25 protein-coding genes and 2 tRNA genes are annotated in these 22,791 nt (G+C 49.1%); 11 read left to right on the top strand and 16 right to left on the bottom strand.

Annotated features, from left to right (window positions below):
- Positions 1-20 precede the first annotated feature (20 nt).
- From ABD880_RS06825 to ABD880_RS06815, 3 genes are read right to left on the bottom strand one after another with little or no spacing between them, the layout of a single operon-like run.
- Complete coding sequence (locus tag ABD880_RS06825; RefSeq protein ID WP_345163956.1) at positions 21-527, bottom strand: dihydrofolate reductase; 507 nt, start codon at positions 525-527, stop codon at positions 21-23.
- The gene (gene fmt / locus ABD880_RS06820; protein WP_345163954.1) at positions 524-1,462 is read right to left on the bottom strand and encodes a methionyl-tRNA formyltransferase; all 939 of its coding nucleotides are present in this window, start codon (positions 1,460-1,462) and stop codon (positions 524-526) included. Before fmt ends, ABD880_RS06825 begins: the two co-directional genes overlap by 4 nt.
- A gap of 4 nt (positions 1,463-1,466) precedes the next feature.
- Positions 1,467-2,729 carry an exo-beta-N-acetylmuramidase NamZ family protein gene (locus tag ABD880_RS06815; RefSeq protein WP_345163952.1) on the bottom strand — a complete coding sequence of 421 codons (1,263 nt, stop codon included), beginning with the start codon at positions 2,727-2,729 and terminating at the stop codon, positions 1,467-1,469.
- Between the two features lie 47 nt (positions 2,730-2,776).
- On the opposite strand from ABD880_RS06815, the gene ABD880_RS06810 reads away from it, so the two are divergent.
- Complete coding sequence (locus tag ABD880_RS06810; RefSeq protein ID WP_345163950.1) at positions 2,777-3,991, top strand: ABC transporter permease; 1,215 nt, start codon at positions 2,777-2,779, stop codon at positions 3,989-3,991.
- 102 nt (positions 3,992-4,093) lie between these two features.
- Here ABD880_RS06810 and ABD880_RS06805 read toward each other — a convergent pair whose 3' ends face one another.
- Positions 4,094-4,885 carry a mechanosensitive ion channel family protein gene (locus tag ABD880_RS06805; protein ID WP_345163948.1) on the bottom strand — a complete coding sequence of 264 codons (792 nt, stop codon included), beginning with the start codon at positions 4,883-4,885 and terminating at the stop codon, positions 4,094-4,096.
- A gap of 55 nt (positions 4,886-4,940) precedes the next feature.
- Positions 4,941-5,639, bottom strand: coding sequence for a peptidoglycan DD-metalloendopeptidase family protein (locus ABD880_RS06800; RefSeq protein ID WP_345163946.1), 699 nt, complete (start codon positions 5,637-5,639; stop codon positions 4,941-4,943).
- Positions 5,640-5,862: 223 nt separating this feature from the next.
- On the opposite strand from ABD880_RS06800, the gene ABD880_RS06795 reads away from it, so the two are divergent.
- Both ABD880_RS06795 and ABD880_RS06790 read left to right on the top strand, forming a co-directional pair.
- Positions 5,863-6,942, top strand: a complete 1,080-nt coding sequence (locus tag ABD880_RS06795; RefSeq protein WP_345163944.1) for an FAD-binding oxidoreductase — start codon at positions 5,863-5,865, stop codon at positions 6,940-6,942.
- Between the two features lie 18 nt (positions 6,943-6,960).
- Complete coding sequence (locus ABD880_RS06790) at positions 6,961-8,694, top strand: M3 family oligoendopeptidase (protein WP_345163943.1); 1,734 nt, start codon at positions 6,961-6,963, stop codon at positions 8,692-8,694.
- Between the two features lie 324 nt (positions 8,695-9,018).
- Here ABD880_RS06790 and ABD880_RS06785 read toward each other — a convergent pair whose 3' ends face one another.
- The 7 genes from ABD880_RS06785 to ABD880_RS06755 form a co-directional block, all read right to left on the bottom strand.
- Positions 9,019-9,651: a hypothetical protein gene (locus ABD880_RS06785; RefSeq protein ID WP_345163941.1), complete on the bottom strand. Its 633-nt coding sequence runs from the start codon at positions 9,649-9,651 to the stop codon at positions 9,019-9,021.
- Between the two features lie 9 nt (positions 9,652-9,660).
- Positions 9,661-10,140, bottom strand: a complete 480-nt coding sequence (gene paaD / locus ABD880_RS06780) for a 1,2-phenylacetyl-CoA epoxidase subunit PaaD (RefSeq protein ID WP_345163939.1) — start codon at positions 10,138-10,140, stop codon at positions 9,661-9,663.
- Positions 10,141-10,295: 155 nt separating this feature from the next.
- Entirely contained in the window at positions 10,296-10,784 is a 489-nt protein-coding gene (locus tag ABD880_RS06775) for a hypothetical protein (RefSeq protein WP_345163937.1), read from the bottom strand.
- 166 nt (positions 10,785-10,950) lie between these two features.
- Positions 10,951-11,706, bottom strand: a complete 756-nt coding sequence (paaC, locus tag ABD880_RS06770; RefSeq protein ID WP_345163935.1) for a 1,2-phenylacetyl-CoA epoxidase subunit PaaC — start codon at positions 11,704-11,706, stop codon at positions 10,951-10,953.
- Positions 11,707-11,709: 3 nt separating this feature from the next.
- Positions 11,710-12,324: a phenylacetic acid degradation b gene (locus ABD880_RS06765; protein ID WP_345163933.1), complete on the bottom strand. Its 615-nt coding sequence runs from the start codon at positions 12,322-12,324 to the stop codon at positions 11,710-11,712.
- A 166-nt stretch (positions 12,325-12,490) separates the two neighbouring features.
- Complete coding sequence (gene paaA, locus ABD880_RS06760) at positions 12,491-13,474, bottom strand: 1,2-phenylacetyl-CoA epoxidase subunit PaaA (protein WP_066504541.1); 984 nt, start codon at positions 13,472-13,474, stop codon at positions 12,491-12,493.
- Positions 13,475-13,498: 24 nt separating this feature from the next.
- Entirely contained in the window at positions 13,499-14,086 is a 588-nt protein-coding gene (locus ABD880_RS06755) for a TetR/AcrR family transcriptional regulator (RefSeq protein WP_066512378.1), read from the bottom strand.
- A gap of 214 nt (positions 14,087-14,300) precedes the next feature.
- Here ABD880_RS06755 and thiL point away from each other — a divergent pair, with 214 nt between their 5' ends.
- The 3 genes from thiL to ABD880_RS06740 are packed head-to-tail and all read left to right on the top strand — an operon-like array spanning position 14,301 to position 16,038.
- Positions 14,301-15,329, top strand: coding sequence for a thiamine-phosphate kinase (gene thiL, locus ABD880_RS06750; RefSeq protein WP_345163928.1), 1,029 nt, complete (start codon positions 14,301-14,303; stop codon positions 15,327-15,329).
- A 3-nt stretch (positions 15,330-15,332) separates the two neighbouring features.
- Complete coding sequence (locus ABD880_RS06745) at positions 15,333-15,587, top strand: hypothetical protein (protein ID WP_345163926.1); 255 nt, start codon at positions 15,333-15,335, stop codon at positions 15,585-15,587.
- Between the two features lies 1 nt (position 15,588).
- Complete coding sequence (locus ABD880_RS06740) at positions 15,589-16,038, top strand: hypothetical protein (RefSeq protein WP_345163925.1); 450 nt, start codon at positions 15,589-15,591, stop codon at positions 16,036-16,038.
- Positions 16,039-16,146: 108 nt separating this feature from the next.
- Here ABD880_RS06740 and ABD880_RS06735 read toward each other — a convergent pair whose 3' ends face one another.
- The 3 genes from ABD880_RS06735 to rlmD form a co-directional block, all read right to left on the bottom strand.
- On the bottom strand, positions 16,147-16,683 hold the full coding sequence (locus ABD880_RS06735) for a hypothetical protein (protein WP_345163923.1): 537 nt from the start codon (positions 16,681-16,683) through the stop codon (positions 16,147-16,149).
- Positions 16,684-16,711: 28 nt separating this feature from the next.
- Positions 16,712-17,080: a hypothetical protein gene (locus ABD880_RS06730; protein ID WP_345164128.1), complete on the bottom strand. Its 369-nt coding sequence runs from the start codon at positions 17,078-17,080 to the stop codon at positions 16,712-16,714.
- Between the two features lie 114 nt (positions 17,081-17,194).
- On the bottom strand, positions 17,195-18,613 hold the full coding sequence (gene rlmD / locus ABD880_RS06725; RefSeq protein ID WP_345163921.1) for a 23S rRNA (uracil(1939)-C(5))-methyltransferase RlmD: 1,419 nt from the start codon (positions 18,611-18,613) through the stop codon (positions 17,195-17,197).
- Positions 18,614-19,036: 423 nt separating this feature from the next.
- On the opposite strand from rlmD, the gene ABD880_RS06720 reads away from it, so the two are divergent.
- Positions 19,037-19,843 carry an SDR family oxidoreductase gene (locus ABD880_RS06720; protein ID WP_345163919.1) on the top strand — a complete coding sequence of 269 codons (807 nt, stop codon included), beginning with the start codon at positions 19,037-19,039 and terminating at the stop codon, positions 19,841-19,843.
- A 455-nt stretch (positions 19,844-20,298) separates the two neighbouring features.
- Here ABD880_RS06720 and ABD880_RS06715 read toward each other — a convergent pair whose 3' ends face one another.
- The gene (locus ABD880_RS06715) at positions 20,299-20,994 is read right to left on the bottom strand and encodes an SH3 domain-containing protein (RefSeq protein WP_345163918.1); all 696 of its coding nucleotides are present in this window, start codon (positions 20,992-20,994) and stop codon (positions 20,299-20,301) included.
- Between the two features lie 137 nt (positions 20,995-21,131).
- Here ABD880_RS06715 and ABD880_RS06710 point away from each other — a divergent pair.
- The 4 genes from ABD880_RS06710 to ABD880_RS06695 all read left to right on the top strand — a co-directional run bounded on the left by ABD880_RS06710 (position 21,132) and on the right by ABD880_RS06695 (position 22,711).
- A tRNA-Lys gene (locus tag ABD880_RS06710) sits at positions 21,132-21,204 on the top strand.
- 65 nt (positions 21,205-21,269) lie between these two features.
- Positions 21,270-21,342, top strand: a tRNA-Lys gene (locus ABD880_RS06705).
- Between the two features lie 225 nt (positions 21,343-21,567).
- A complete protein-coding gene (locus ABD880_RS06700) occupies positions 21,568-22,143 on the top strand; it encodes a sigma-70 family RNA polymerase sigma factor (RefSeq protein ID WP_345163916.1) in 576 nt (191 codons plus the stop codon).
- 70 nt (positions 22,144-22,213) lie between these two features.
- Complete coding sequence (locus tag ABD880_RS06695; RefSeq protein ID WP_345163914.1) at positions 22,214-22,711, top strand: ArsI/CadI family heavy metal resistance metalloenzyme; 498 nt, start codon at positions 22,214-22,216, stop codon at positions 22,709-22,711.
- The last annotated feature ends 80 nt before the right edge of the window (positions 22,712-22,791 follow it).

Below are 22,791 nucleotides of genomic sequence, written 5' to 3'. Positions count from 1 at the left end.
TTTTTAAGGGTGACGCAACCTTAATTAGCACTGAAATTGGCGATCCTTCTAAAGGTGAAGAAGGAAAAAGGATAGGCGTGCTTGTCATCTGCTTCATGCTCTTGCTGGGTCGTGATGTCCCATTCGGCTGGGCTTAGTTCTGGGAAAAAGACATCACCATCAAAAGACTCATGTACCAAAGTTAGATGCACGACTTCGGCTAGCGGAAGGGCCTGCTTATAAATTTCTGCGCCGCCCACTACCATCACCTGCTCGTCTAGCGCCATCGCCTCTTGCAAGGCCTCCTCTAAAGAGGTGGTGACAATACAGCCTTCGGGAGCCTGGTAGTCAGCCTGACGGGTAATGATGATGGTGGTACGCCCCGGGAGTGGTTTGCCGATGGCCTCAAAGGTTTTGCGGCCCATAATCATGGGATGCCCCATGGTGAGCAATTTGAAGTGCTTTAAATCTTCTGGGAGGTGCCAGATAAGCTGGTTGTTTTTGCCAATGACGCGGTTCTCGGCGATGGCGACTACTATGTGAATCATGCGGTGGTTTGAAAGGTATAGCCTCTAAGGAAATCCTGGATGGACATGCGTTTTTTGCCTTCCATCTGCAGTTCCAGAATGGAATAGGCGGTGCCGTTGGCGCATTGAATATGCAGGAAGGTCTTGTTGTCGGTTTGGATGGTGCTCAGCTCAAGAGCTGATTCGGCAGAAGTAACTTCGCCTTTCAACACCTTGAACTGCTTGCCTTCCAACACCGTCCAAGCGGCCGGGTAAGGTGACAAGCCTCTAATGAAGTTATGCACCTTCTCAGCGGGCTGGTTCCAATTAATTTGGCAGGTTTCCTTGAAAATCTTGGGCGCCATGCGCGGCTCGTCTAACTGCGGCTGCGGGTAGGGCTGGGTGCGCTCTTCCACAATGGCGGTCACCGTGTCCAACAGCAATTTGGCCCCGGCGTGTTTGAGCTTTTCATACAAAGAACCGAAGTCATCCTCCGGTTCAATGGCTACTTTCTCCTGTAGGATGATGTCTCCGGTGTCAATCTCATGGCGCAAGAAGAAGGAGGTTACACCTGTCTCTTGGTCGCCGTTGATGATGGCCCAGTTGATAGGCGCGGCTCCGCGGTAGTGCGGTAACAAAGATGCATGTATGTTCAGGGAGCCCAACGGCGGCATGTTCCAAACGGCTTCGGGTAGCATCCTGAAGGCCACAATCACCTGCAAGCTGGCGTTATAGCTTCTGAGCTCCTCTTGAAAGGCAGGGTCTTTTAAATTAGTGGGCTGTAAGACTGGAATGCCTCTTTCCACGGCTACTTGTTTTACTGGGGAGTAGGTCAGTTTAAGGCCGCGTCCGGCGGGTTTGTCTGGAGCGGTGATGACGGCCACCACGTTCCAACCGTTGTCTAGCAAGGCTTGTAAACCGGGTACGGCAAAGTCTGGCGTACCCATGAACACAATCCGCAAATCTTCTTTCTGCATGTTTTTATTGGGCGTCTGGGTAAAGAAGGTACTGCTGGCGCATCTTCTTGTATTGGTCTAGTCCGGGTTGCCAGCTGGCTCTAATCTCGGCTTCGGTTTTCCCGGCTAGTATCTGTTGTTGTAGCTCCTCAGTACCAGCCAGGTTTTTGAAGAAGTTGTTAAAGAACTTCTCTTTCTGGCCAGAGGCTTTGTAGAAATCCAACAGGTATTGTAAGGTGAAATTCTCCGTCAGGCGCATGTTCCTCAAATCCTTGCCGTAGCACACCTGGTTTTTGTAGGGCGGGTCCATGGACATGCCTTGGATGGGAACTGGCGTGAATGAGAACGATTTATCAGGATAGTAGGGTGCGCCAATCACTTGGAAGGGCATCTGCGTGCCGCGGCCCATGCTCACCGTGGTGCCTTCAAACAGACACAGGAACGGGTACAGCTTGATGGACTGGTCATTGGGCAGGTTAGGCGAGGGCTTCACCGGCAGCGAATAGAACTGCTTGCGGTCATAATTTTTCACAGGGATAATCTTCACCTGCGCCTGCACGCCGTTCTTCAGCCATTTCTGGCCATTGATCATCTGGGCGTATTCGCCTAAGGTCAAGCCGTGCGCAATGGGAATGGTGTTCATGCCCACAAAGGATTTACGCTCTGGTACCAGCACCGGGCCGTCAATCAGGTAGCCAATCGGGTTGGGGCGGTCAAGTAGGAGCATGGGTTTGTTCAGCTCGGCGCAGGCTTCCATAACGTAATGCATAGTACTGCTGTAGGTGTAGAACCGCACGCCCACGTCCTGGATGTCAAACAGCACCACGTCTACGTCCTTCAACTGCTCTGCGGTAGGCTTTTTGTTGTTGCCATAGAGTGACAGAATAGGCAGGCCGGTCTTGGCGTCTTTGTTGTTGCTGATGTGAGCCCCGGCGTCGGCGTCGCCTCTAAAACCGTGCTCCGGCGCAAAAATCACGGAAATTTTCACACCTCGGCTCAGAAGCGTGTCTACTAAATGTTTCTTGCCGATGATGGAGGTCTGGTTCACGACCATGGCCACGCGCTTGCCTTGCAGGTAGGGCAGGTATAACTCTGTCTGCTCGGCACCCGTTAGGAGGGGAGCCTGCAACTGCTCTATGACCGTGGGCGCCGCGCCTTGCGTTTCTTGGGTGGCCGTGCCTGCAGAAGCAGAATTGTCACTGGAGGCAGAAGTGCTGGCCGTGGGCTGGCAACTGGCCAGAACCAAGCCAAAAACAGCGGTGCGCAAAATGGAGTATGTCATCATCATTAGTTTAACAAATACAGATAGCTATCTTTAAGCTCAAATTAGAAACAGTGAATCTCTCCCGCTACATAGCCGGTCGTTTGTCCGGAGCCCGTTCTGACTCTTTTACCGCGTCTGTCACAAAAATAGCAAAGTTCAGCGTAGGGCTGGGCATTGCCATCATGATTGTTTCATTTGCCATCCTGCAGGGCTTCCGGCACGAGATTCAGGCCAAAATCTTCAGCTTTGGCGGTCACCTGCAAGTAAGCAAATTTGACACCAATAACTCGTTTGAGGGCTACCCCATGGGGACTAGTACGGGCTTGGAGGATTATAAGAACATACCCGGGGTAGAAAAACTGCAGCCCTTCGCGCGCAAAACGGCCATCATCAAGACCGAGGACGAGGTGCTAGGGGTGGTTTTAAAAGGCGTGGACTCTACCTATGACTTCCGGAGCATGAAACAGAACCTGGTGTCTGGCTCGGTGATGGAGTTCAATGACACGGCAGCTTCTGAGCACGTGATGATGAGCCAAATCATGGCCGACAAACTCCGGCTGAAGGTAGGAGACCGACTGTTATTCTACTTCATCCAGAACCCACCGCGGGTGCGGAAGCTAGAAGTGAAAGGCATCTTTAAAACCGGTCTGGAGGAGTTTGACAACGTCTACGTGATTGGAGACCTTCGGCAAATACGCGAACTGAACCAATGGCCAGACTCTCTGGTAGGCGGATATGAAATACTGCTGACCGATTTTACGCAGATTGACACCGTGGCTAGTCAGGTCTTTGACAAGATGAACTACGACCTGCAACTGGAGAAAATCACGGACACTTATGCCCAGTTGTTTGACTGGCTGGAACTGCTCAAGCGTAACGTCATTATCTTTTTGGTGCTCATCATTTTTGTGGCCACGTTCAACATGGTCTCTACGCTGTTCATCATGATTCTGGAGCGCACCAACATGATAGGCGCCTTAAAAGCTATGGGCGCCACCAATGGCCAGATACGGGGCATCTTCCTGCACCGGGGACTCAAGCTCACTATCTCCGGTTTGATTGGCGGAAACCTGCTGGCCTTGGCATTTTGCCTCATCCAAGACTATTTCCATGTCATTCCGCTAGACCCCGAAAACTATTACATGGATACCGTTCCCATCTACTGGGACTGGCGCATCTGGGTAGGAATCAATGGCATCACCTTCTTATTAACTATGCTGTCTATCTTATTGCCAACGCTCATGATAGCCAGAATCCATCCGGTAAAAGCCATCAAGTTTGACTGATATTTTAAACAAAGAAGCCTGCTCACATGAACAGGCTTCTTTGTTTAAAAGAACTTCGTTTTTGGCCTGTTTTCTTGAAAACTGGCCAAAAACGAGTCGCGCTTATTTCAATGGAATTTCTTCTTGTGCAAAAGCTTCTTTGATTTGCTCTGTGAGAGTGTCGTACACGTTAGAGCGTGACCGCCCGCGTTCGCCTAAAACCCACGCATGCACAAATAAGGTGACGGTTTGGGCCGACAGTTTCTCCACTCCAACGTTTGGAGCGGGTTCTGCCAGCACCAATGGTTCTGAGTCAATCACGCGTTGCAGGACGGTTTTTACTTTGGATAGAGGAACCGCAGAATCCACTACCAATTGAATCTCCAGCCGGCGGTTTTTCTCTACGTCATAGTTCACAATCACCGCAGAGGCTAAGGGGCCGTTTGGCAGGAAGACGGTTTTGTTGTCTTCGGTGAGGATGACGGTATTGAAGATGTTGATGATGCACACCCGGCCTTTTTGGCCCTGGGCTTCAATGAAATCGCCTACCCTAAAAGGCTTCACGGTCAAAAGCAAAACGCCACCGGCAAAATTAGACAAGCTTCCCTGCAAAGCTAGACCCACCGCCAAACCTGCAGAGCCTAAGACTGCCACAAAGGACGTAATCTCCAAACCCACCTGTGCCACCACTACCATGAAGAGCATCACCAACAAGGCAATTCTAAGGACGTTCCGGAGGAAGGGACGCAGTGACGGGTCTACGTTCCGTTGCTTCATGACATTGTACGCAAAGGTGGTGATGCGCCCAATAAGCCAAAGCCCAATGATTAAGATGAAAATGGCAATCAGTAACTTGATGCCGTACAGCACGGCGAAGTCTTGAATGCTGAGTACTAATCTGTCAATATCAAACATAGTATATGCAGTAGGAGAGTCAGATGCCCTTCCAGTAATTTAGGTTGAAAATGGGTTACTGTAAATGTTTTGAGTTCAGGAGCAGGTTAGGGTTAAGGCAGATGTTCCGGTAATAGGCCACTTCTGAAGGGGCGCATACTCCGGGGAAATCACCTGACTTGCCCAACATATCTGTCATCAACTGAAAATGCACGTGCGGCGGCCAATCTCCGTTCTCCGGGTACGGACCCATGGTAGCCACCTGCTCACCCGCTTTCACTTCCTGGCCTACCACTTTGCCTTGTAAACTGCCTCGACTTAGATGACCGTACAAGGTATAAAAGGTATGGCCCTCCAATTCATGCTCCAGAATGATGGTGGGCCCGTAATCCCCGAAATTATTGTTGTCCTGGAAGCTGTGCACTTTGCCAGCCACGGTGGCATACAGCGGAATGTGCACCGGCGCCCAGATGTCCACGCCCAGGTGAATGTTCCTGGATTCTTCCTCTCCGGAGAAATGTTCACTGCGCCGGTAAATGTCGCGGTTCTCAAAATAGCCGCCTACGCCCACGGTGGCGTTTTTCTCCTGTAGCATCTGCTGGACCAGTTGTTCAAACTCTGCCGTGTCCCGTAGATTAGAAGAAAGGAGCAATTGGTTAGATGAGGTGAAATCTAACGGCGTCACATCTGGGGCGCTTAGGTCATGGTCCATGATGGGCGCAAACGTGCCCACGCGGGACTGCAACGCTTGTATTAACAGAGAAGGGTTTTTCATTGTGCTTGCAAACCGTGCCATATTAAGGACACGTATGAAATGTAAACTTAGTCTTGCCAGCTCATTCGTGCTACTGTCTTGTGTAAAAATTGCCTGATTTCCCGCAAATATAGTTTGCCTCAGATTTTTGCGCGAGCGTTCGGGCAGGATGCTGAAATATCGTAACTTTCGGGCTGTAAACCAGTTTAGCAAACGTAAGCGTTTGTTTTCCATTCTTAGAACTATGAGCAATACTCACTACCACATGAAGGTGGCGGAAATCACCCAAGAAACCGCAGATGCTGTTACCCTTCATTTTGAGCACCCAGAAAGAAACAGCATTTCGTTCATCCCTGGTCAGTTTCTGACCTTGATCATACCCGTAAATGGCTCCAAGATAAGACGGTCGTATTCACTGTGCAGCACCCCAGACGACCCAAGATTGTCGGTGACCATCAAGCGCGTAGAAGGCGGCCTCATGTCTAATTACATCCTGGACAACGTAAAGGTAGGGCAGGAGATTGAAGTGATGGCCCCGCTTGGGAACTTCAACCTGAAAGCCGATGCCTCCAAGAAGCGCCACATCTACCTGTTTGGCGGTGGTAGCGGCATCACGCCTCTCATGTCCATGACCAGAACCATCTTGAAAGACGAGCCTCAGAGCCGAGTGACCTTGATTTACGGAAACCGCAATGAGAACTCGGTTATCTTCAAGAGCGAGTTTGACCGTCTGGAGGCCGAGAATCCTGAGCGCCTTAAAGTGGTCTACGTGTACAATGAGTCCTTGAAAGACGCCACTGAGCAACAAGAAGAGAACATTGGCCTACTGGACCGCATGATGGTCATCAAGCTGATGGACAAGTGCAAAGCCCCGGGTTATTCAGACGAAAGCTTCTACATGTGCGGGCCAGAAGGCATGATGAACGAGGTGCGTGACGCCCTTCAGTTCATGAAAGTGCCGGCAGACCGCGTGTTCAAAGAAAGCTTTGTGGCCCCAACCACGCCAGAAGACAAGAACGTGACCGGCGCCAATGAGACAGATGAGATTGTGACCCAGACGGTGACCATCATCTATGAAGGCAAAGAGTATAAAGTAGAAGTAGAACCGAACGAGACCATCTTGGAAGCCGGTCTGCGGGATGATATTGATTTACCGTATTCTTGCCAGGCTGGTCTGTGTACCGCCTGCCGTGGCAAATGCCTAACCGGACGCGTGCATTTAGATGAGCGCGAAGGCCTCTCTGATTCTGAGATTGCCCAAGGGTATGTACTAAACTGTGTAGGCCATCCGCTCACCTCAGACGTGGTGATTGAGATAGGATAATCGTTTTTGACCTGTTTTATGGAAAATACCCCCAAAACGCTCGCTTTGCCAAAACGTAAGCCCCGCGTTTGCATGCCGGCAGAGTTTGAGGTTTCTGATTGGGCTTCACTGGAACCTATCTTTGAAGAGCTGAAGAACCGTCCCGTCAACTCTCTGGCCGAGCTGGAAAAGTGGATTTCGGACCGCAGTGAGCTGGAAAGCGTGCTGTCAGAGAACCTGGCGTGGCGCTACATCAAGATGACCTGCAATACCCAAGATGAGGCCCTCACCGAGGCGTTTCAGTTCTTCGTGACGGAGATTGAGCCCAAGGCCTCACCGTATGATGATGCCTTCAACCGCAAGTTGGTGGCGTCTCCGTATGCAGACCAGCTGGACCAGAAGCAGTACTTCATCTACCTGCGGGGCGTGCGTCGGGCCATTGAGCTGTTCAGGGAGGAGAATATTCCATTACAGACCGAAATCAGCACCAAGTCACAGCAGTACGGTGCCATTGCCGGCGCCATGATGGTGACGCTTGACGGCGAGGAAATGACCCTGCAACGCGCCTCTGACCGCCTTAAGCAAACTGACCGTGCCGTACGTGAGGAAGCCTACAAAGCCATTCAGGAACGCCGTCTGCAAGACAAAGACAAGCTGGATGACCTTTTCACCGAACTGGTGGGCTTGCGCAACCAAGTGGCTAAGAACGCGGGCTTTGACAATTTCAGAGATTATATGTTCGCGGCCCTCGGCCGATTTGACTATCGTCCTGAAGACACTTACGCGTTCCATAAAGCTATTCAAGAGCAGGTAGTTCCGGTCACGCGCCTGATTGACAAAGAGCACAAAGAGAAGTTGAAGCTGGACACTTTGCGCCCTTGGGACATGGACGTGGACCCGAGCCTATTGCCTCCTTTAGAGCCATTCAAAACCGGCGAGGAATTGCTGGAGAAAACCATTGACTGTTTCTACCGCTTAGATACCTTCTTAGGTGATTGCTTGGTGACCATGCGCGAAATGGGCCATTTGGACTTGGAATCACGCAAAGGCAAAGCACCGGGCGGCTACAACTACCCGCTAGATGAGATTGGCGTACCGTTCATCTTCATGAACGCTACCTCGTCGCTGCGCGATGTGGTCACCTTGTTACACGAAGGCGGACACGCGGTGCATTCTTTCCTGACCCGTGATTTGCCTTTGAACAGTGCCAAGCACCCACCTTCTGAGGTAGCGGAGCTGGCGTCTATGTCCATGGAGTTGATTACGCTGGACCACTGGGATATCTTCTTCCCTAACCAGGAGGATTTGGTGCGTGCCAAGCGTCAGCATTTAGAAGGCGTGTTGGAGACCTTTCCGTGGGTGGCTACCATTGACAAGTTCCAGCACTGGATTTACGAGAACCCTGACCATACTGTAGAAGAGCGCCATGACAACTGGGTGCGCATTTTTGAGCAGTTTAACCTGCATGAAGTAGACTGGTCTGGTTTGGAGCATTTGAAGCCGTACATCTGGCAGAAGCAGTTGCACCTCTATGAGGTGCCGTTCTACTACATTGAGTACGCCATGGCCCAGCTAGGTGCCATTGCCGTCTGGAAGCGCTACAAAGAAGAACCTGCCGCCGCGCTGGAAGGTTACAAAAAAGCCCTCAGTTTAGGATATACTGCCACCATTGGCGAAATCTACGCCGCCGCTGGCATCCGGTTTGACTTTTCTAGTGAGTACATTCAGACGTTGGTAGACTTCGTGAAAGACGAAATGAAAAAACTGGGATAAGCATTTTTAGCCTGATTTTCAGAAAATAGCCCATAAACGAAGCGGCCTCCTAATTTGGGAGGCCGCTTCGTTTATAATTAAGGATTTATCTGTCCCCTTTGAAGGGGGTAGGGGGATGATTTACACTTGATAATTTCCTCCCCTTCTTCCATGTATGTGATCATGAAAGGAGCCTGGTAGCAAACTAGATAAGCACTTAAGTTAACGCCTCTACCGCTTGCCCACAAGATCTTTCCAAGATGACAAAAAGTGGGGAACAAAAACAGAACTATCAAATCGTTATCCTACTCTTTTCAAAGTGGATGAAGGAGTGATTTTTTCTTTCTACTCTTCTTCTGCTACTTCCTCTTTAGGCTTGCTGTTGTCCACCCATTGGAACAAAGGTGCTGGTTGCAGTGTGTCATACGGCTTGCCCAAACGTGGTAAACGCTTGCGGTACCTCCTAATCAATGTGTTCATTTCCTTGGCCGTCACATCATAGCGGCTACGGTACATAACCACTTCATTGTGGTGGGCCTGTATCTGGTTTTTAAGAGAATCAACCCTTGGAATTCCGGTAGAGCCGGTCTCTGGGAGAAACGCAAAAATTGCCTTGTAGACAGAATCATGCGCTAAATCATAGGCATCAATCATGTCTGAGCTACGCATGGTCTTGCGGTCATAGCGCAACGTTGGCAGGCGGTTGATGGCTTTCTGTAAATCGGCGCGTTGTTGGGCAGGGAGCACGGCCGGCGGAAGGGCTGCCAGCATTTCTTCCATCTCCGCTATTTTGGTGCTGTCGCTGGTGTACATCACTTCCCATTTACCAGTAAGCGTGTCTGACAAGGTAATCAACTGCGTTCTTAGGTCCTCATCTGAGATAGGACGGGCCAAGGGGCCACTTTTGCCAGCATCCTTAGAACAACTGGCGGCACCTAGCAACAAACCGAAGGCACACAGGTGTAAGTATTTTTTCATAGTTGGGGGTTACAAGGGCTTAAACTGCTCAAACATCTGTCGGCAATCATTACAGTAATGCATAGACCGGCAAAGAGTAGGGCCAAATGGTGTGCGCATCTCGGTGTTTTCGCTTTGGCAATTGGGGCAGGTGGCGTATTCCAGAATCTCCAAATCCAGAATTCCCTGGTACGGCTGCGGCGGTGCCAACCCGAAGTCTTTCAACGCCTGCCGTCCTTTCTCTGAGAGATTGTTGGAATTCCAGGGCTCGTCAAAACTCATCACCACTTCAAATGCCTCAATGCCATGCTTTCGCAAGGACTGCTCTACTTCTGCCCGCATGTAGTCCATGGCCGGACACCCTGCAAACGTAGGAGTCATGCGTACCGTTACAAAACCGTCTGGGTTAAGCTCAATCCCAGTAATCACGCCTAGGTCGTTCAAGGACAACACAGGAATCTCTGGGTCTTTCACCTCCTCTAAAAACTCACGGATTTGCTCAACGGTCATATGAATTGCTGGTTGTTAATTGTTGATTGTTGTTCTTGATTATCAGTACGAAATGATAACAACGAATGCAGTAAAATGATGCATTTAAGAAATCAGTTTGACTTAACGGCAAGTGAGTCTGTCGAAGACTGACTTTTAGCTGAAGTTGTTCGGATTTATTCTATTTTCTTGTCAATCTGAGCTTGATATATTTTTTTCAATCGAATGCCAAGTAGTTTGTTATCAGCATATGCCGACAAGGTCGTTCTTAAATTAATCTCATGCTCTGATTTTGTTTCAGCATCCATCGAAAGAGAGATGTTTGCTTCATTTAATCCACTTATAGAGATTCTTGAGTACTTCTTTTCAAATTCTTTTACCGTTTTGAGTTTACTCGCTTTAAAGGCTGGCCAATCGGTTAAATTTCGTTTTGTCAGGTCTTGATTTTTTTCAGCAAATTTTTGCAAATTTCGCTTTATAGATTCACCTATTAGCTCATCAGGAACGTCAAAATTCAAAACCTCGACCTCCTCTTGCTCATAATAAAGCCACGATTCATCAACAAAGAAAGGAGCAACAAGTATCTTCTTGTATTCGGTGCTCAGATAAACAGCAATCTTTTTTGAGAATAGTTTCTTCTCTTTTTTTGGCTTGAACCAATTCATTTTATTAATGTGCTACAACAGTTTATTGAATTTAGTAAGCATACTTCACTAAACATGAAAAAGTCGTTTTTGGCTTGTTTTCACAAAAGTAGGCCAAAAACGACTTCTCAATATTTCATGAAGCAAACTGTTTTAACAATCAACAATCAGCAACCAACAATTAAGTTTACCACTCAGCGGTTGGGTCCAGCTTGAAGACTTCGGCCATTTCATCTAGAAGCGGTTGTAAGTGCTCTGTGTGCTGTCCGTAACGGCCACCGTAGACCGGCGTAATGGTAGAAAAGTCAGGTAGTTTTAGGCTTGTTTTCGCCAAAACAGCCGAAATTCGGTTTTCCCATTCCTTTTGGATAGCGGCTTCACCCACGTAAATGCCTGCGTCAATCAGTTCCTGCTCGTACTTGGACGGTTCAAAGATGCCTAGGGCAAACGGCAAAGCATAGTCTAAGGCCTCTTGCATGCGCGTGATGCTTTCCTCAGTAGCGGAGCCTAGCTGCTTGACCATGGTATTGCCGTGTAACACGTGGTATTTTACTTCGCCTTTCAATTTGGTGGCAATTCTGGCAATGCCCTCATGGCTGGACTGGCTCAAGGACTCAAAGCGCAAAGACTCTGCATTGTCAAACAAGAAGTGTCTAATCAAGCTGAAGTCATATTCGCCGATGGGTAGTTCGGTGAGCTGGCAGTTGTGGAATTGGTCGGCGTTGCGCATGAAGGCCACGGTGTCAGGTTCGCCTTCACCCAGTTCATGCAATAGGGTGTAGAATGCTAGGCTGTGGCCTAGTTTGTCCTGGGCCATGGAGGAGAACGCGATGTCTTCTTCCAGCATGGGCCCCATGCCGGTCCACTCAGAATTGCGGTGTCCCAGAATCAACTGGTCATCGGCTAGCTTGTATAAAAGGTCTTTGATGGCTAGGTCCTGCATGGCTTATTGGGCTTGTCTTTCGGCTTTGAAACGGTCTATCTTGTCTTGCACGCGGTAAGCGGTGGCCTCGCGGTACTTCTTCTCTGGCGTGGTCAGCCAGATGTCTTTCTCTTGCTCTTCGCGCAATACGTCCTGGCTGGCTACTACCCATACGTTTACCACAGGTGGCGTATTCAAGGTCTCTTTGGCTATTTGCAGTGCATGCTCATAAGAACGGGCGGTCACGGTGCCGGCGTGCACGTGCGCTTTGCCACGCTTCTTCAAATGGAAGAGTTCATACGTCTGCTCGGCGTCTTCTGGCGTAACGGTCAGTTCCTTTAAGGTGTCATAGAAAGACGTGTTGTCATCTACGTACGGCGTTACAAACACGCGCTGAGTTTTCACAATCCACATGCCCGTGCAGGCCGCTCTACGGCTGTACTGCTCTTTCCCGAACAAGAAGGCAATCTCTTCATTGGCACCGTGCACCGGACCAGCGTAGGTAAAGGCTTTGCCTTCTTTCTGCTGATGGAAAACCTCATAGGTTTCCAGCTGGTCCAATTGTGGTTTCTGCTCTTGTTCAGCCTCGGCCTCAATGTGAAGGCGCGTTACGCGGGGGTCTAAAGATTCTATGGACATTTTGATGAGTTAAAAGTTATGAGTTAAGAGTTAGAAGTTGATTAGGTTTTAAGGTCTGTTTTTGGCCTGATTTCTCAGAAATAGGCCAAAAACGAAGTTTTACCTAAGGTGAAATCAAGGGTGGAAACGGATTCCAACTCTTAACTTTTAACTCTTAACTAAGTGGCTATGCCAGAGGTCTCACGTAAGAAGCCTTCGGTGATAACAGCGCGCGTCTTACCCAGGCACCACGCTCTTCGGCGGTACGGCGTACGGCCAGGCGCTCTGCGTTGCAAGGGCCGTCCCCATTGATGACGCGTTTGAATTCGTCCCAATCTGGCTCTGTGTATTCCCAAACGCCTTCTTCGTTTTTACGCAATTTGGCATCCGGAACGGTTAAGCCCAGTTCCCAAATCTTAGGCACGTACATGTCCAGGAATTGCTGACGACAAGCATCATTAGAGGCCATCTTCACTTTCCAGCGCATCAAGGTCTCGGTGTGCGTGCTCATCTTGTCACTCGGCCCGAAGAACGTCATAATAGGCGGCCACCAACGGTTCAAGGCTTCCTGAATCATCTGGCGCTGTACTGGCGAGCCTGTAGCCATGTGTACTACGGCGTCATGACCGTACTTCAAGTGGAAGGCTTCCTCGGCGCAGATTCTGTCCAGGGCGCGGCAATACGGTCCGTAGCTTCCTTTGGCGTTGGCCATCTGGTTCACAATGGCGCCGGCGTCAATGAGCCAGGAAATGATATTAGAGTCTGCCCAGGTAAAGGCTGGGTAGTTGAATACGTTGGAATATTTGCTTTTACCGTTGATGAGGTCGGTTAGCATTTGCTCACGGGTCTTGCCAAGGGTTTCGGCGGCGCTGTACAGCAACTGGGCGTGGCCTACTTCATCCTGCACCTTGGCCATCTGGGCCAGCTTACGCCGGAAGCCCGGGGCACGGGTAATCCAGGTGCCTTCTGGCAAGGCGCCAATAATCTCAGAGTGGGCGTGCTGTTCAATCATACGCACCAATTGCTTGCGGTATAATTGGGGCATCCAGTCATTGGGCTCAATTTTCTCACCACGGGCTATGCGGGCCTCAAACTCAGCCAACAACACCGGGTCTTCCTGCTGAAGGTCATCAAACTTGGTGGCCTCAAAAACGTTTCCTCCTCCGTACATAACTTTATAATTAAGAGTAATGCCTTATGCGTTTTGCGCGTGTAATTCTGTGTTCAGTAATCCGTTCAAAAGCAGATTAGACAGGTAATCGGCTATCTGGTCGGGGTTCATTTTTCCTTCTGGTTTGTACCAGGTGTGGAGCCAGTTCAAGCTAGAGAGCAAAGTCAGTACCACAAATTTCTCATCGGTGACCCTGAACTCGCCATTGGCGATGCCCTCTCTCACAATCTCCCGGAAGCCTTCTTCATACCGGTGACGCATCTGGCTGAACTTGCTCAAGGTGGGCTCACTCAGGTGTTTCCATTCATTCAAGAACACTCCCGCCGCCTCTGGGTTTTGGGTCAGGACCCGCACGTGGGCCGCCACAGCCAGTTGTAATTTCTCAGAGGCCGGCACTGCCTGGTTCTGTACCTGCTCAAAAGCCGCTACAAACGCATCTGCCATTCTAAAGCACACGCGTTGCAGGATATCTTCTTTGGACTTGATGTGCGAATACAAACTACCGGCCTCAATGCCCAGTTCCAACGCCAGGTCACGCATGGTGGTGGCGGCAAAACCTCTGCTCCTGAAAAGCGAGGTGGCAACTTGGTCTATTTGTTCTTTACGCGACATAGTATTGGTGGTGTTGAGCATCAAATCTATAAAAGCTAACGCTCGTTAGCAAATAAAAGTTTAATATACAGCCTTTACCTGTGAAATGGCAAGCCCCAACAAAAAAGCTATCTTTGCGTTTTCGGGCTGGTTTCCAGAAAATAGCCCAAAAACGCCTCAAAGCCAGATTTGGCGAGTGGGCGCGAATCGTATAAATACCTAGAAAATACACACTATGTCTGAATATACCTCCTTAGATAGCCTCGGCGAGTTTGGCCTCATTAGAAGATTGCAAGAGCACGTGGAGTTGCAAAATCCATCCACCGTCCTAGGCATTGGCGATGATGCCGCCATCATTGAGCCCGGCCAGAAGCAGATTGTTATCTCCACGGACATGCTCATTGAGAACGTGCACTTTGACTTGACCTTCTGCCCGCTCAAGCATCTGGGTTACAAAGCCGTGGCCGTGAACGTCTCTGACATCGCCGCCATGAACGCCATCCCTACCCAGATTGTGGTAAGCCTGGCCATTAGCGCGCGCTACACGGTAGAGGCCATGGAAGAATTGTATGAAGGCATGCGCCTAGCCTGCGAAAACTACAAAGTAGACCTGGTTGGCGGCGATACCACCTCCTCGCGCTCTGGCTTGGTTATTAGCGTAACTGCTCTGGGCGAAGTAGAAAAAGGCAAAGCCGTCCTGCGCAGTACCGCCCAGGTGAATGACCTTATCTGCGTGACCGGCGACTTAGGTGGCGCATACTTAGGACTTCAACTATTGGAGCGCGAGAAACAAGCCTTCTTAGCCGACCCAGAAACCCAACCAGAACTGGAAGGCAAAGACTATGTGGTGGGCCGTCAACTCCGCCCTGAGGCACGCATGGACGTGATTCATGAGCTGAAGGAACTGGGCGTGCATCCTACGTCTATGATTGATATCTCAGATGGATTGGGTTCTGAGCTGTTGCACATCTGTTCGCAGAGCAGGGTAGGAGCGGCCGTTTTCCAGGACAAACTGCCCGTAGACCAGCAGACCTTGGACACCGCCGAGGAATTCAAAATTGACCCAGTAACCTGTATTATGAACGGTGGTGAGGATTATGAACTGCTCTTCACAGCCAAACTCTCTGACTACGACAAACTCAAAAATAATCCAGACATCACCATCATCGGGAAAATCACAGACGCTTCTGAAGGAGTGAACTTGGTTACGCCAAGCGGAAACGCCCACGCCATCAAAGCCCAAGGCTGGAATCATTTTGCTTAATCAGTGAAACTGCTTTTTCAACTCTTAGGCTTGGTAGGCACAGTCATTTTGCTGGGCTTGGCCACATTGCTGTTTCAGTTGATTAACTCTTCCTGGGTGCTTATTGCTTTGGTGGTGAGTGCGTATGTGCTAGGTAAGCTGTTGCAAAAGCGAGCCGCTAGTGAGAATATGAAGGCGCTGGGCTGGGGAATTAGATGGGGCGGCGTGGCTTCGTTTCTCTTGTTTATGGGCGTGATAACTTATTTAACACTTCAATAAAATGAGAAAGTCATTGAATGCTTTCCTGCTACTGAGCTGCCTTTGGGCTTGCTCATCTAATGATACAATTAATCCCACAGGCTCCTATGTGTTAAAGGCTAAAGAATTAGAGGGCGGAGAAAAAGGACCACATGGAGAGCTGCAGGTAAAACTGTTAGATAAGAATACCGCAGCAATAAGCTTCTTCCTTACGGTGGGTTATCCAAGCTATAACTCTGGTTCTTTTGTAGATACTTTGACTTATCAAGAAGGAAAGATAGTCTATTCTTATCAGGAAGAAGGCGAGCCAAAGTGTTCAGTCACTTTTACTTTCACTGATTCTCAAGTAAGTATGAAGCAGGCAGGAAGTGACATGGAATGTGGTTTTGGAAATGGTGTGTACGCAGACGTTTCCATGACAAAAACTTCCAGTGGCATTCCAGTAATTAAAGATTACTGGGACCAACTTTAAATTGTATATGCGCTAAAAACAAGAAGGGCGAATCTGTTAAGATTCGCCCTTCTTGTTTTATTGAAGCAAACGAGGGATAAACGATATGGATAAGTCAATCCGCCTACGTTATTTCTTAGCTACTATACATTGGAATTGACCTTTATAACTAACAGCCTTTCCTTCAATCGTACTCATTGGAACAGATTTGATTTCTAAAATTCCAACAAGAGCTTCTTGGCCATTGACGATTGTTCTATCTAACTGTAAACTTTGAGATTCTGTTGGATACTCTACCGAATATTTGTCTCCTTCAAATTCCATTATGTCGGAGTAATGCTCAATGTAAGAATTAAAACTATTCTGGTGTATCTTAAGGATAATAGCTATTCCTCCTTCCATTTGTCTTGTAACTAGTCGTACGATTATCGAATCATTAACCTCTTTGCAAGTACAAAAATCAAGAACACCTCTAATGTTTTTTTCTTCTTTTAGATTTGCCTTTGAAAATGAATATTGTAGATAATCTTGACCTTTATATTCTGAGTAGCGCTTCTCTAGTTGCCATTCTAGTTGAGGAATACCTTTCATTTGCTGTATGGATTGGGCAAATGAAGGAAATGCTAAAAATGAAATAGCAATTAGAACCTGAATAGTCTTAATCATCTTGAATTAATTGAGCTTATGATAAGCCTTAATCCTCTGGATACGGCACAAACACGAAGTTCATGAACTCACGGTCCACCACAAACAGACAGCAATATTCATCTGCATCGCGGTAGGCTTGCTGGAATTCCTCAATCTTGTCAGCGGCTACCAATTGGCGGTTCACGAAGTCCTCCAAGAAAGAGGCATTCACGTTCCATTGCAGGTTGCGCTCAGAAGCTTCAATCAACAAACCGCCAATCTTAGTCACTTCTCTGGAGAACACAAAAATAGGGTACTTGGAGATGTCGCGCTTTCTAATCTGGTAAGAGGCTTCTTTCAAGGTATCTGACACCTGCACAAAATCTGTGGTGATGGTGCCTAGGTATTTGCCGTTTAATTCTGGGTCGTTCTGCATGATAGTAGTAATAACGTATATCAAGTAGCACGATGTATGTGCCAAATGGTTTACAATGTATTTCCGTTTTCGGCCTGTTTTGGTCAAACTAAGCCAAAAAAAGATAATAGGTATTTAACTCTTCAAAGAAAGCAAAGCCACACTTTCTACGTGGTAGGTCTGCGGGAACATGTCCACGGGTTGCACCTTCACCACGTCATAAGCCTCTGACAGCATCTCCAGGTCGCGGGCCTGGGTAGAAGGGTTACAACTCACATAAACGATGCGGTTGGCTTTCACTTCTATCAACTTGGCCACCACGTCTGGGTGCATACCGGCGCGCGGCGGGTCGGTGATAATTACATCCGGACGGCCGTGTTTAGCGAACAGGTCATGGTTCAAGACGTCCTTCATGTCACCGGCATAGAAGTGCGTGTTGGTGATGTCGTTTATCTGCGAATTGATTTTGGCGTCTTCAATGGCGCTGGCCACATACTCAATGCCTATCACCTGCGCCGCTGAGCGGGCCACGAAGTTCGCAATGGTGCCAGCTCCCGTGTACAGGTCATACACCGTCTCGGTGCCGATCAAAAGCGCAAACTCGCGGGTTAGTTTGTACAGGTTGTAGGCCTGCTCAGAGTTGGTCTGGTAAAAAGACTTCGGCCCGACTCTAAAGCGCAAGCCTTCCATCTGCTCATGGATGTACGGGTCGCCGTGGTAGCAAATTACGTCCAGGTCATGGAACGTCTCATTGCCCTTGCTGTTGACCACGTACTGCAAAGAGGTAATCTGCGGGAAGGCCTGTAACAGGAAGTCCAACAGCGGTTGCAACCATTCCATTTTATCCTGGAAGACCTGCACAATCACCATCAAATCACCGGTGTTGGCCGTCCTAATGATGAGGTTGCGCAAGAAGCCTTCCTGTTTGACTAAGTCAAAGAACGGAAGATCGTTCTCCAGCGCGAACTGCTTCACGGCCAGCCTAATCTCATTAGACGGTGCCGGTTGCAGATAGCAGTGCTGAATGTCTACAATCTTGTCAAAACGCAACGGCACGTGGAAACCCAGCGCCCGGCGTTCAAACTCCTGGCCGCTGTTAATCTGCTCCTGGGTCAGCCAGGAATTGCCGGAGAAGGTGTATTCCAGCTTGTTCCGGTAGAAGCTCACACGGTCCGATGGCAGGATAGGCAACATCTCATAGCCCGTAATCTTACCTATGCGCTCAATGTTGTCATTCACCTGCTTCTGCTTGTAGAACAGCTGGGTGTCATAGGCAATGTGTTGCCATTTACAGCCGCCGCACACGCCAAAATGCTCGCAGAACGGCTCAATGCGCTGTTCTGAGTAAGCATGGAAATGGATAGGCGTGGCCTCCAGGTAATTCTTGCGTTCCTTGGTCACGCGCACGTCCACCACATCACCCGGCGCCACGCCCGCGATGAACACCACCATGTTGTCATGCCGGGCCAGGCACTTGCCCTCGGCAGCCATCTCTTCCACGCGCAGCTCAGGAATGATGTTATACTTATGTTTTTTCTTCTTGAATTTTCTCACGATGGCGCAAAAATACGAAGAAATGTGAGGATGGCCCTCTCAATTTCTATAAGCCGTTTTTGGGCTGTTTTCTGGAAATCAGGCCAAAAACGAACAAGAGCAGTTCCTTCTCCCTCAGGGAGAAGGTAAATGAGGGGGCGTTGGAGATTTGTAGAGACCAGGCACCGCCTTGTCTCCACCGCATTGCCTTCTTTTGCAAAAGTAATTAGCTAATGTAAACACCCCTCTTCACTCCCCTCAAGGGGAGAATCTGCAATTAGAGATGCCTTTAGCACAATGACTTTTAAGTAGGCAAAATGCGTTTTTAGGCTATTTTCTAGAAATCAGGCGAAAAACGGTTCTTTCAGACAAATCCTGCCTTCTGCCATTGCCAAAAGTTCTTGTAGTTTTGTAGAGGCGCTTAATCGCCTACATCTCAGAAGCATGAAAAACAAAGTCATCATCATCACCGGCGGCTCTTCGGGCATTGGACGGGCTTGCGCACTGGCCTTCGGACGGGCCGGCGGAAAAATAGTCATCAACGGCAGAAACGCCCAGAAACTAGACGAGGTAGGGCAGGAGCTGGCCGCGGCCAATATTGAGTACCTGGCCGTGCCCGGCGATGTGAGTAGCGAAGCAGACTGCCGTACTTTGATTGAGCAGACGGTGGCCAAGTTTGGTCGGATTGACGTGATGCTGAACAACGCAGGTATTAGTATGCGTGCCTTGTTCCAGGATGTGGAATTGGACGTGATTCGGCAGCTCATGGACATTAACTTCTGGGGGACCGTCTACTGCACCAAGTTTGCCTTGCCCTACATTCTGGAAAGCAAGGGCTCCATCATCGGCGTTTCTTCCATTGCGGGCTACCAGGGACTTCCGGGCCGCACGGGCTATTCGGCGTCAAAGTTTGCCATGCAAGGCTTCCTGGGCGCTTTGCGCACCGAGACTTTGCACCAGGGTATTCACGTGATGGTAGCGTGTCCGGGCTTCACGGCGTCAAACATCAGAAACACCGCCCTGGCCGCCGATGGTAGCCAACAGGGAGAATCACCCAGGGATGAAGGAAAGATGATGACCTCGGAGGAAGTAGGCGACCGCATCCTGTATGCCACCCGCAAACGCCAACGTGACATTGTCATGACCACGCAGGGTAAGTTAGCCGTGCTCCTAGGCAAATTCTTCCCGGGATTGACAGATAAGCTGGTATACAACCAAATGAAGAAAGAGCCTAACTCGCCTTTTAAGTAGAAACAAGATAAGTGATGTTAATCCGTTTTTGGGCTGTTTTCAAGGAAACAGCTCAAAAACGGATTTTCAGGTAATAGCACATTCACATTTCAAACTGCATTTTCCATTAACACCCTCTTACCCTTTACACTCAACCTTCCTTTAGCACAACCATCAACCCTCTGCACGGCCTTCTTCTCTTTTGTCATCCTGAAAGGATCTTGGTGGCAAGCTGTAATAGCTGTCGATACAAGCAACCTTGGGTTTAACTAGGATGAAAGGTGTGGTGGATGGTTTTTCTATAGCTAGGGACTGTCTAGTTCGCCCACAAGGTCCTTTCAGGATGACAATAGTGGGGAGTATTTGACAAAGTGTGAGAAGCTCACTCACTCACTCACTCACTCAATGAGGGCCGTTTTTAGCCTCATTTCCAGGAAATAGCCCGAAAACGGTTAGCCCATCTTGAAGAGTGGGTATTAAAACAACTTCTGCACGCTCAAGGGCTGTGGCAGCAGGAGCAGGTTGTTCTTTCTGATATAGGCGGTCTGGTCTTTCCATTCAATGCGGTACCAGATGTCCTGCTCGCCGACAATGTTTACGCGGTGGCCCACGCCGGCCGTGGTCACTAAGCCAGCGCCCGCCGAGGGGGCCGTCATGATGGGCACGTTGGGGTTCAGGATCAAGCCTTGCTGGCCCAGAGTCAGGAAGTTGGCGTAAAAGAAGATAAAGGCCAGGTAGACCAGAAACGTGCCCTGGGTCTGCTTAGGGATCGTCTTTTTCTTTACCCAGTTGCGGACCATGATGGTTAAGAAAATGACTGCACCAATGAGTAGTAGCTCTAGTATATTGTCATAGTATTTATGGAACTGGGTTTTAAAGAAGTCCCAATCCGTGTAGGCATAGCCTTGCAGATGTTGTTGCAGGCCCACCTCTTCCATCTTGCGCAGAATGGAGCGGCTGGGGTGTTTGCTATAATAGAGTTGCAGGTAGTACATAGACTGCGTGTAGTTCTGTAATCCTTCCTGCACGTGCGCCATTTTCAGGAGCATTTGGGGCGTGTAGACCTTCTGCTGGGTGAGTAATTGCTCGTAAATAGTGAAGGCTTGGGTGTATTGGTGCTTGGCGTACAAAGAATCTGCCCGTTGTAGTTGCGCCGTAGTAGATTGACCCATAACCAATTGGACAAGGCCTAGCCACAGCAGACAAAAAACACTAGAGAATTTACGGGAAAAGTTTGGCATTTAGAGAAAGGGCTTTTACTTTTGCATCGCAATACGGGGGAACGCCCTGGTAAGCAAAGGTAGTAAAAGATTCTGTAGCTCAGCTGGTAGAGCAATACACTTTTAATGTATGGGTCCTGGGTTCGAATCCCAGCGGGATCACTTGATTACACAAAGCCTTTCCGGCTTCAACCCCGGAAAGGCTTTTTTACCACCTTTAAATTTCTGATTCTGTAGCTCAGCTGGTAGAGCAATACACTTTTAATGTATGGGTCCTGGGTTCGAATCCCAGCGGGATCACGGTTAGTTTGAAAAAGCCTCTTCACGGAAACGTGGAGAGGCTTTTTTGTTTTCATTTGGTTTACTTCTGGTTCAAGCCATTTGCCTTCTGTAACCTGTAACGCATGTAAGTGGCATTTCTCCTCCAATTAAAGATGCTCCCTTACGTGGCAAGTCTACCCGGTAAACGTTGTTTTTCTTCCAAAGTAGTTTTTAACTTAGACTTCGTTCCAATTTCTAAACGGTATGAAGATCTCAAAATATGCGCAGGCCTCTGCTTTATGGCTTGACTACCAAAAGGCTCTGGCTAGTTATGTTTTCAGTAAGGTAAAGGATCAGGACGCCTCACAAGAGATCATGCAGGAGGTACTCATGAAGATGTACAATGCCTGTTGCTCAGACAAAGAAATCCAGAAAATAGAGGCCTGGCTGTTTCAGATTGCCCACCACGCTATTGTAGACTACTGGGGCAAACAAAAGAAGTTTACAGATGACCTACCTGAAGCCAGCCTTGAAGAAGAAAACTTGGTCTGGCGTGAATTAGCGGAGTATGTGGAGCCCCTGATCAACCTATTGCCAGAAAAGTATGCCCGGCCGCTCTACCTCTCAGACATTGAAGGAATCAAGCAGGCTGACATTGCTGAGCAGTTAAACCTGGGCCTGAGCGCCATCAAAAGCCGCATTCAGCGGGCAAGGGAAATGTTGCAGAAAGAGATCCAAACCTGTTGCCGCCTTGAAACAGATGCGTGCGGTACCTTGATTGGCATCTCTGTGAAAGACAGCTGTGCGCCCTTGCAAGAGCACAGAAAAAAAATAGAATAATTTTTGCGTCTTTTCAGGGGCGGGTCAGTCTTCCTTACAAACAAGTTGTAAAACCAAGACGAACACAGCCATGAAAAGATTTCACGTACACCTGAGAGTAAAGAATTTAGCCGAGAGCATCGCCTTCTACAACGCCATGTTTGGCACAAGCGCCACCGTGATTAAAGCTGACTACGCCAAATGGATGCTGGAAAACCCGCGGGTGAATTTTGCCATCTCAACAGGTCATACCCAAACAGGCATAGAGCACCTGGGCCTGCAGGTAGACACTGAGCAGGAGTTGCAGGGCGTGTATGAGAACATGCAGAACGCAAAGGGCACCGTGACAGAAGAAGGGGAATGCACCTGCTGCTATTCCAAGAGCCAGAAGTCCTGGATCACAGATCCGCAGGGAGTGGACTGGGAAGCCTTCTACACGCATGGCACTGCCACCGTATACGGCGAGGGCATCACTGCCAGGCCAGCGCCAGAGGTAATGCAGCAGTGGGACGGGAACGACGGCCTTGTCGCCTTGGTGCCAGAGCCGGTAGCGGCGTCTGCCTGTGATGAAAGTTGCGGCGTTAAGTAAACTTTTACAAAGCTTAATTGGACTGACAGGGAGGCGGCGTACCAGGCGTTGCCTCCCAAAACCCATGTAACCAAAGCGGG

Source organism: Nibribacter koreensis (assembly GCF_039541795.1).
GTDB lineage: Bacteria > Bacteroidota > Bacteroidia > Cytophagales > Hymenobacteraceae > Nibribacter > Nibribacter koreensis.
This window is presented reverse-complemented; position numbering and strand designations above follow the sequence as displayed.

Coding starts and splice junctions, on each gene's coding strand:
- ABD880_RS06825 (WP_345163956.1), bottom strand. CDS start 527: ATGATTCACATAGTAGTCGCCATCGCCGAGAACCGCGTCATTGGCAAA.
- fmt (WP_345163954.1), bottom strand. CDS start 1,462: ATGCAGAAAGAAGATTTGCGGATTGTGTTCATGGGTACGCCAGACTTT.
- ABD880_RS06815 (WP_345163952.1), bottom strand. CDS start 2,729: ATGATGATGACATACTCCATTTTGCGCACCGCTGTTTTTGGCTTGGTT.
- ABD880_RS06805 (WP_345163948.1), bottom strand. CDS start 4,885: ATGTTTGATATTGACAGATTAGTACTCAGCATTCAAGACTTCGCCGTG.
- ABD880_RS06800 (WP_345163946.1), bottom strand. CDS start 5,639: ATGAAAAACCCTTCTCTGTTAATACAAGCGTTGCAGTCCCGCGTGGGC.
- ABD880_RS06795 (WP_345163944.1), top strand. CDS start 5,863: ATGAGCAATACTCACTACCACATGAAGGTGGCGGAAATCACCCAAGAA.
- ABD880_RS06790 (WP_345163943.1), top strand. CDS start 6,961: ATGGAAAATACCCCCAAAACGCTCGCTTTGCCAAAACGTAAGCCCCGC.
- ABD880_RS06785 (WP_345163941.1), bottom strand. CDS start 9,651: ATGAAAAAATACTTACACCTGTGTGCCTTCGGTTTGTTGCTAGGTGCC.
- paaD (WP_345163939.1), bottom strand. CDS start 10,140: ATGACCGTTGAGCAAATCCGTGAGTTTTTAGAGGAGGTGAAAGACCCA.
- ABD880_RS06775 (WP_345163937.1), bottom strand. CDS start 10,784: ATGAATTGGTTCAAGCCAAAAAAAGAGAAGAAACTATTCTCAAAAAAG.
- paaC (WP_345163935.1), bottom strand. CDS start 11,706: ATGCAGGACCTAGCCATCAAAGACCTTTTATACAAGCTAGCCGATGAC.
- ABD880_RS06765 (WP_345163933.1), bottom strand. CDS start 12,324: ATGTCCATAGAATCTTTAGACCCCCGCGTAACGCGCCTTCACATTGAG.
- paaA (WP_066504541.1), bottom strand. CDS start 13,474: ATGTACGGAGGAGGAAACGTTTTTGAGGCCACCAAGTTTGATGACCTT.
- ABD880_RS06755 (WP_066512378.1), bottom strand. CDS start 14,086: ATGTCGCGTAAAGAACAAATAGACCAAGTTGCCACCTCGCTTTTCAGG.
- thiL (WP_345163928.1), top strand. CDS start 14,301: ATGTCTGAATATACCTCCTTAGATAGCCTCGGCGAGTTTGGCCTCATT.
- ABD880_RS06740 (WP_345163925.1), top strand. CDS start 15,589: ATGAGAAAGTCATTGAATGCTTTCCTGCTACTGAGCTGCCTTTGGGCT.
- ABD880_RS06735 (WP_345163923.1), bottom strand. CDS start 16,683: ATGATTAAGACTATTCAGGTTCTAATTGCTATTTCATTTTTAGCATTT.
- ABD880_RS06730 (WP_345164128.1), bottom strand. CDS start 17,080: ATGCAGAACGACCCAGAATTAAACGGCAAATACCTAGGCACCATCACC.
- ABD880_RS06720 (WP_345163919.1), top strand. CDS start 19,037: ATGAAAAACAAAGTCATCATCATCACCGGCGGCTCTTCGGGCATTGGA.
- ABD880_RS06715 (WP_345163918.1), bottom strand. CDS start 20,994: ATGGGTCAATCTACTACGGCGCAACTACAACGGGCAGATTCTTTGTAC.
- ABD880_RS06700 (WP_345163916.1), top strand. CDS start 21,568: ATGAAGATCTCAAAATATGCGCAGGCCTCTGCTTTATGGCTTGACTAC.
- ABD880_RS06695 (WP_345163914.1), top strand. CDS start 22,214: ATGAAAAGATTTCACGTACACCTGAGAGTAAAGAATTTAGCCGAGAGC.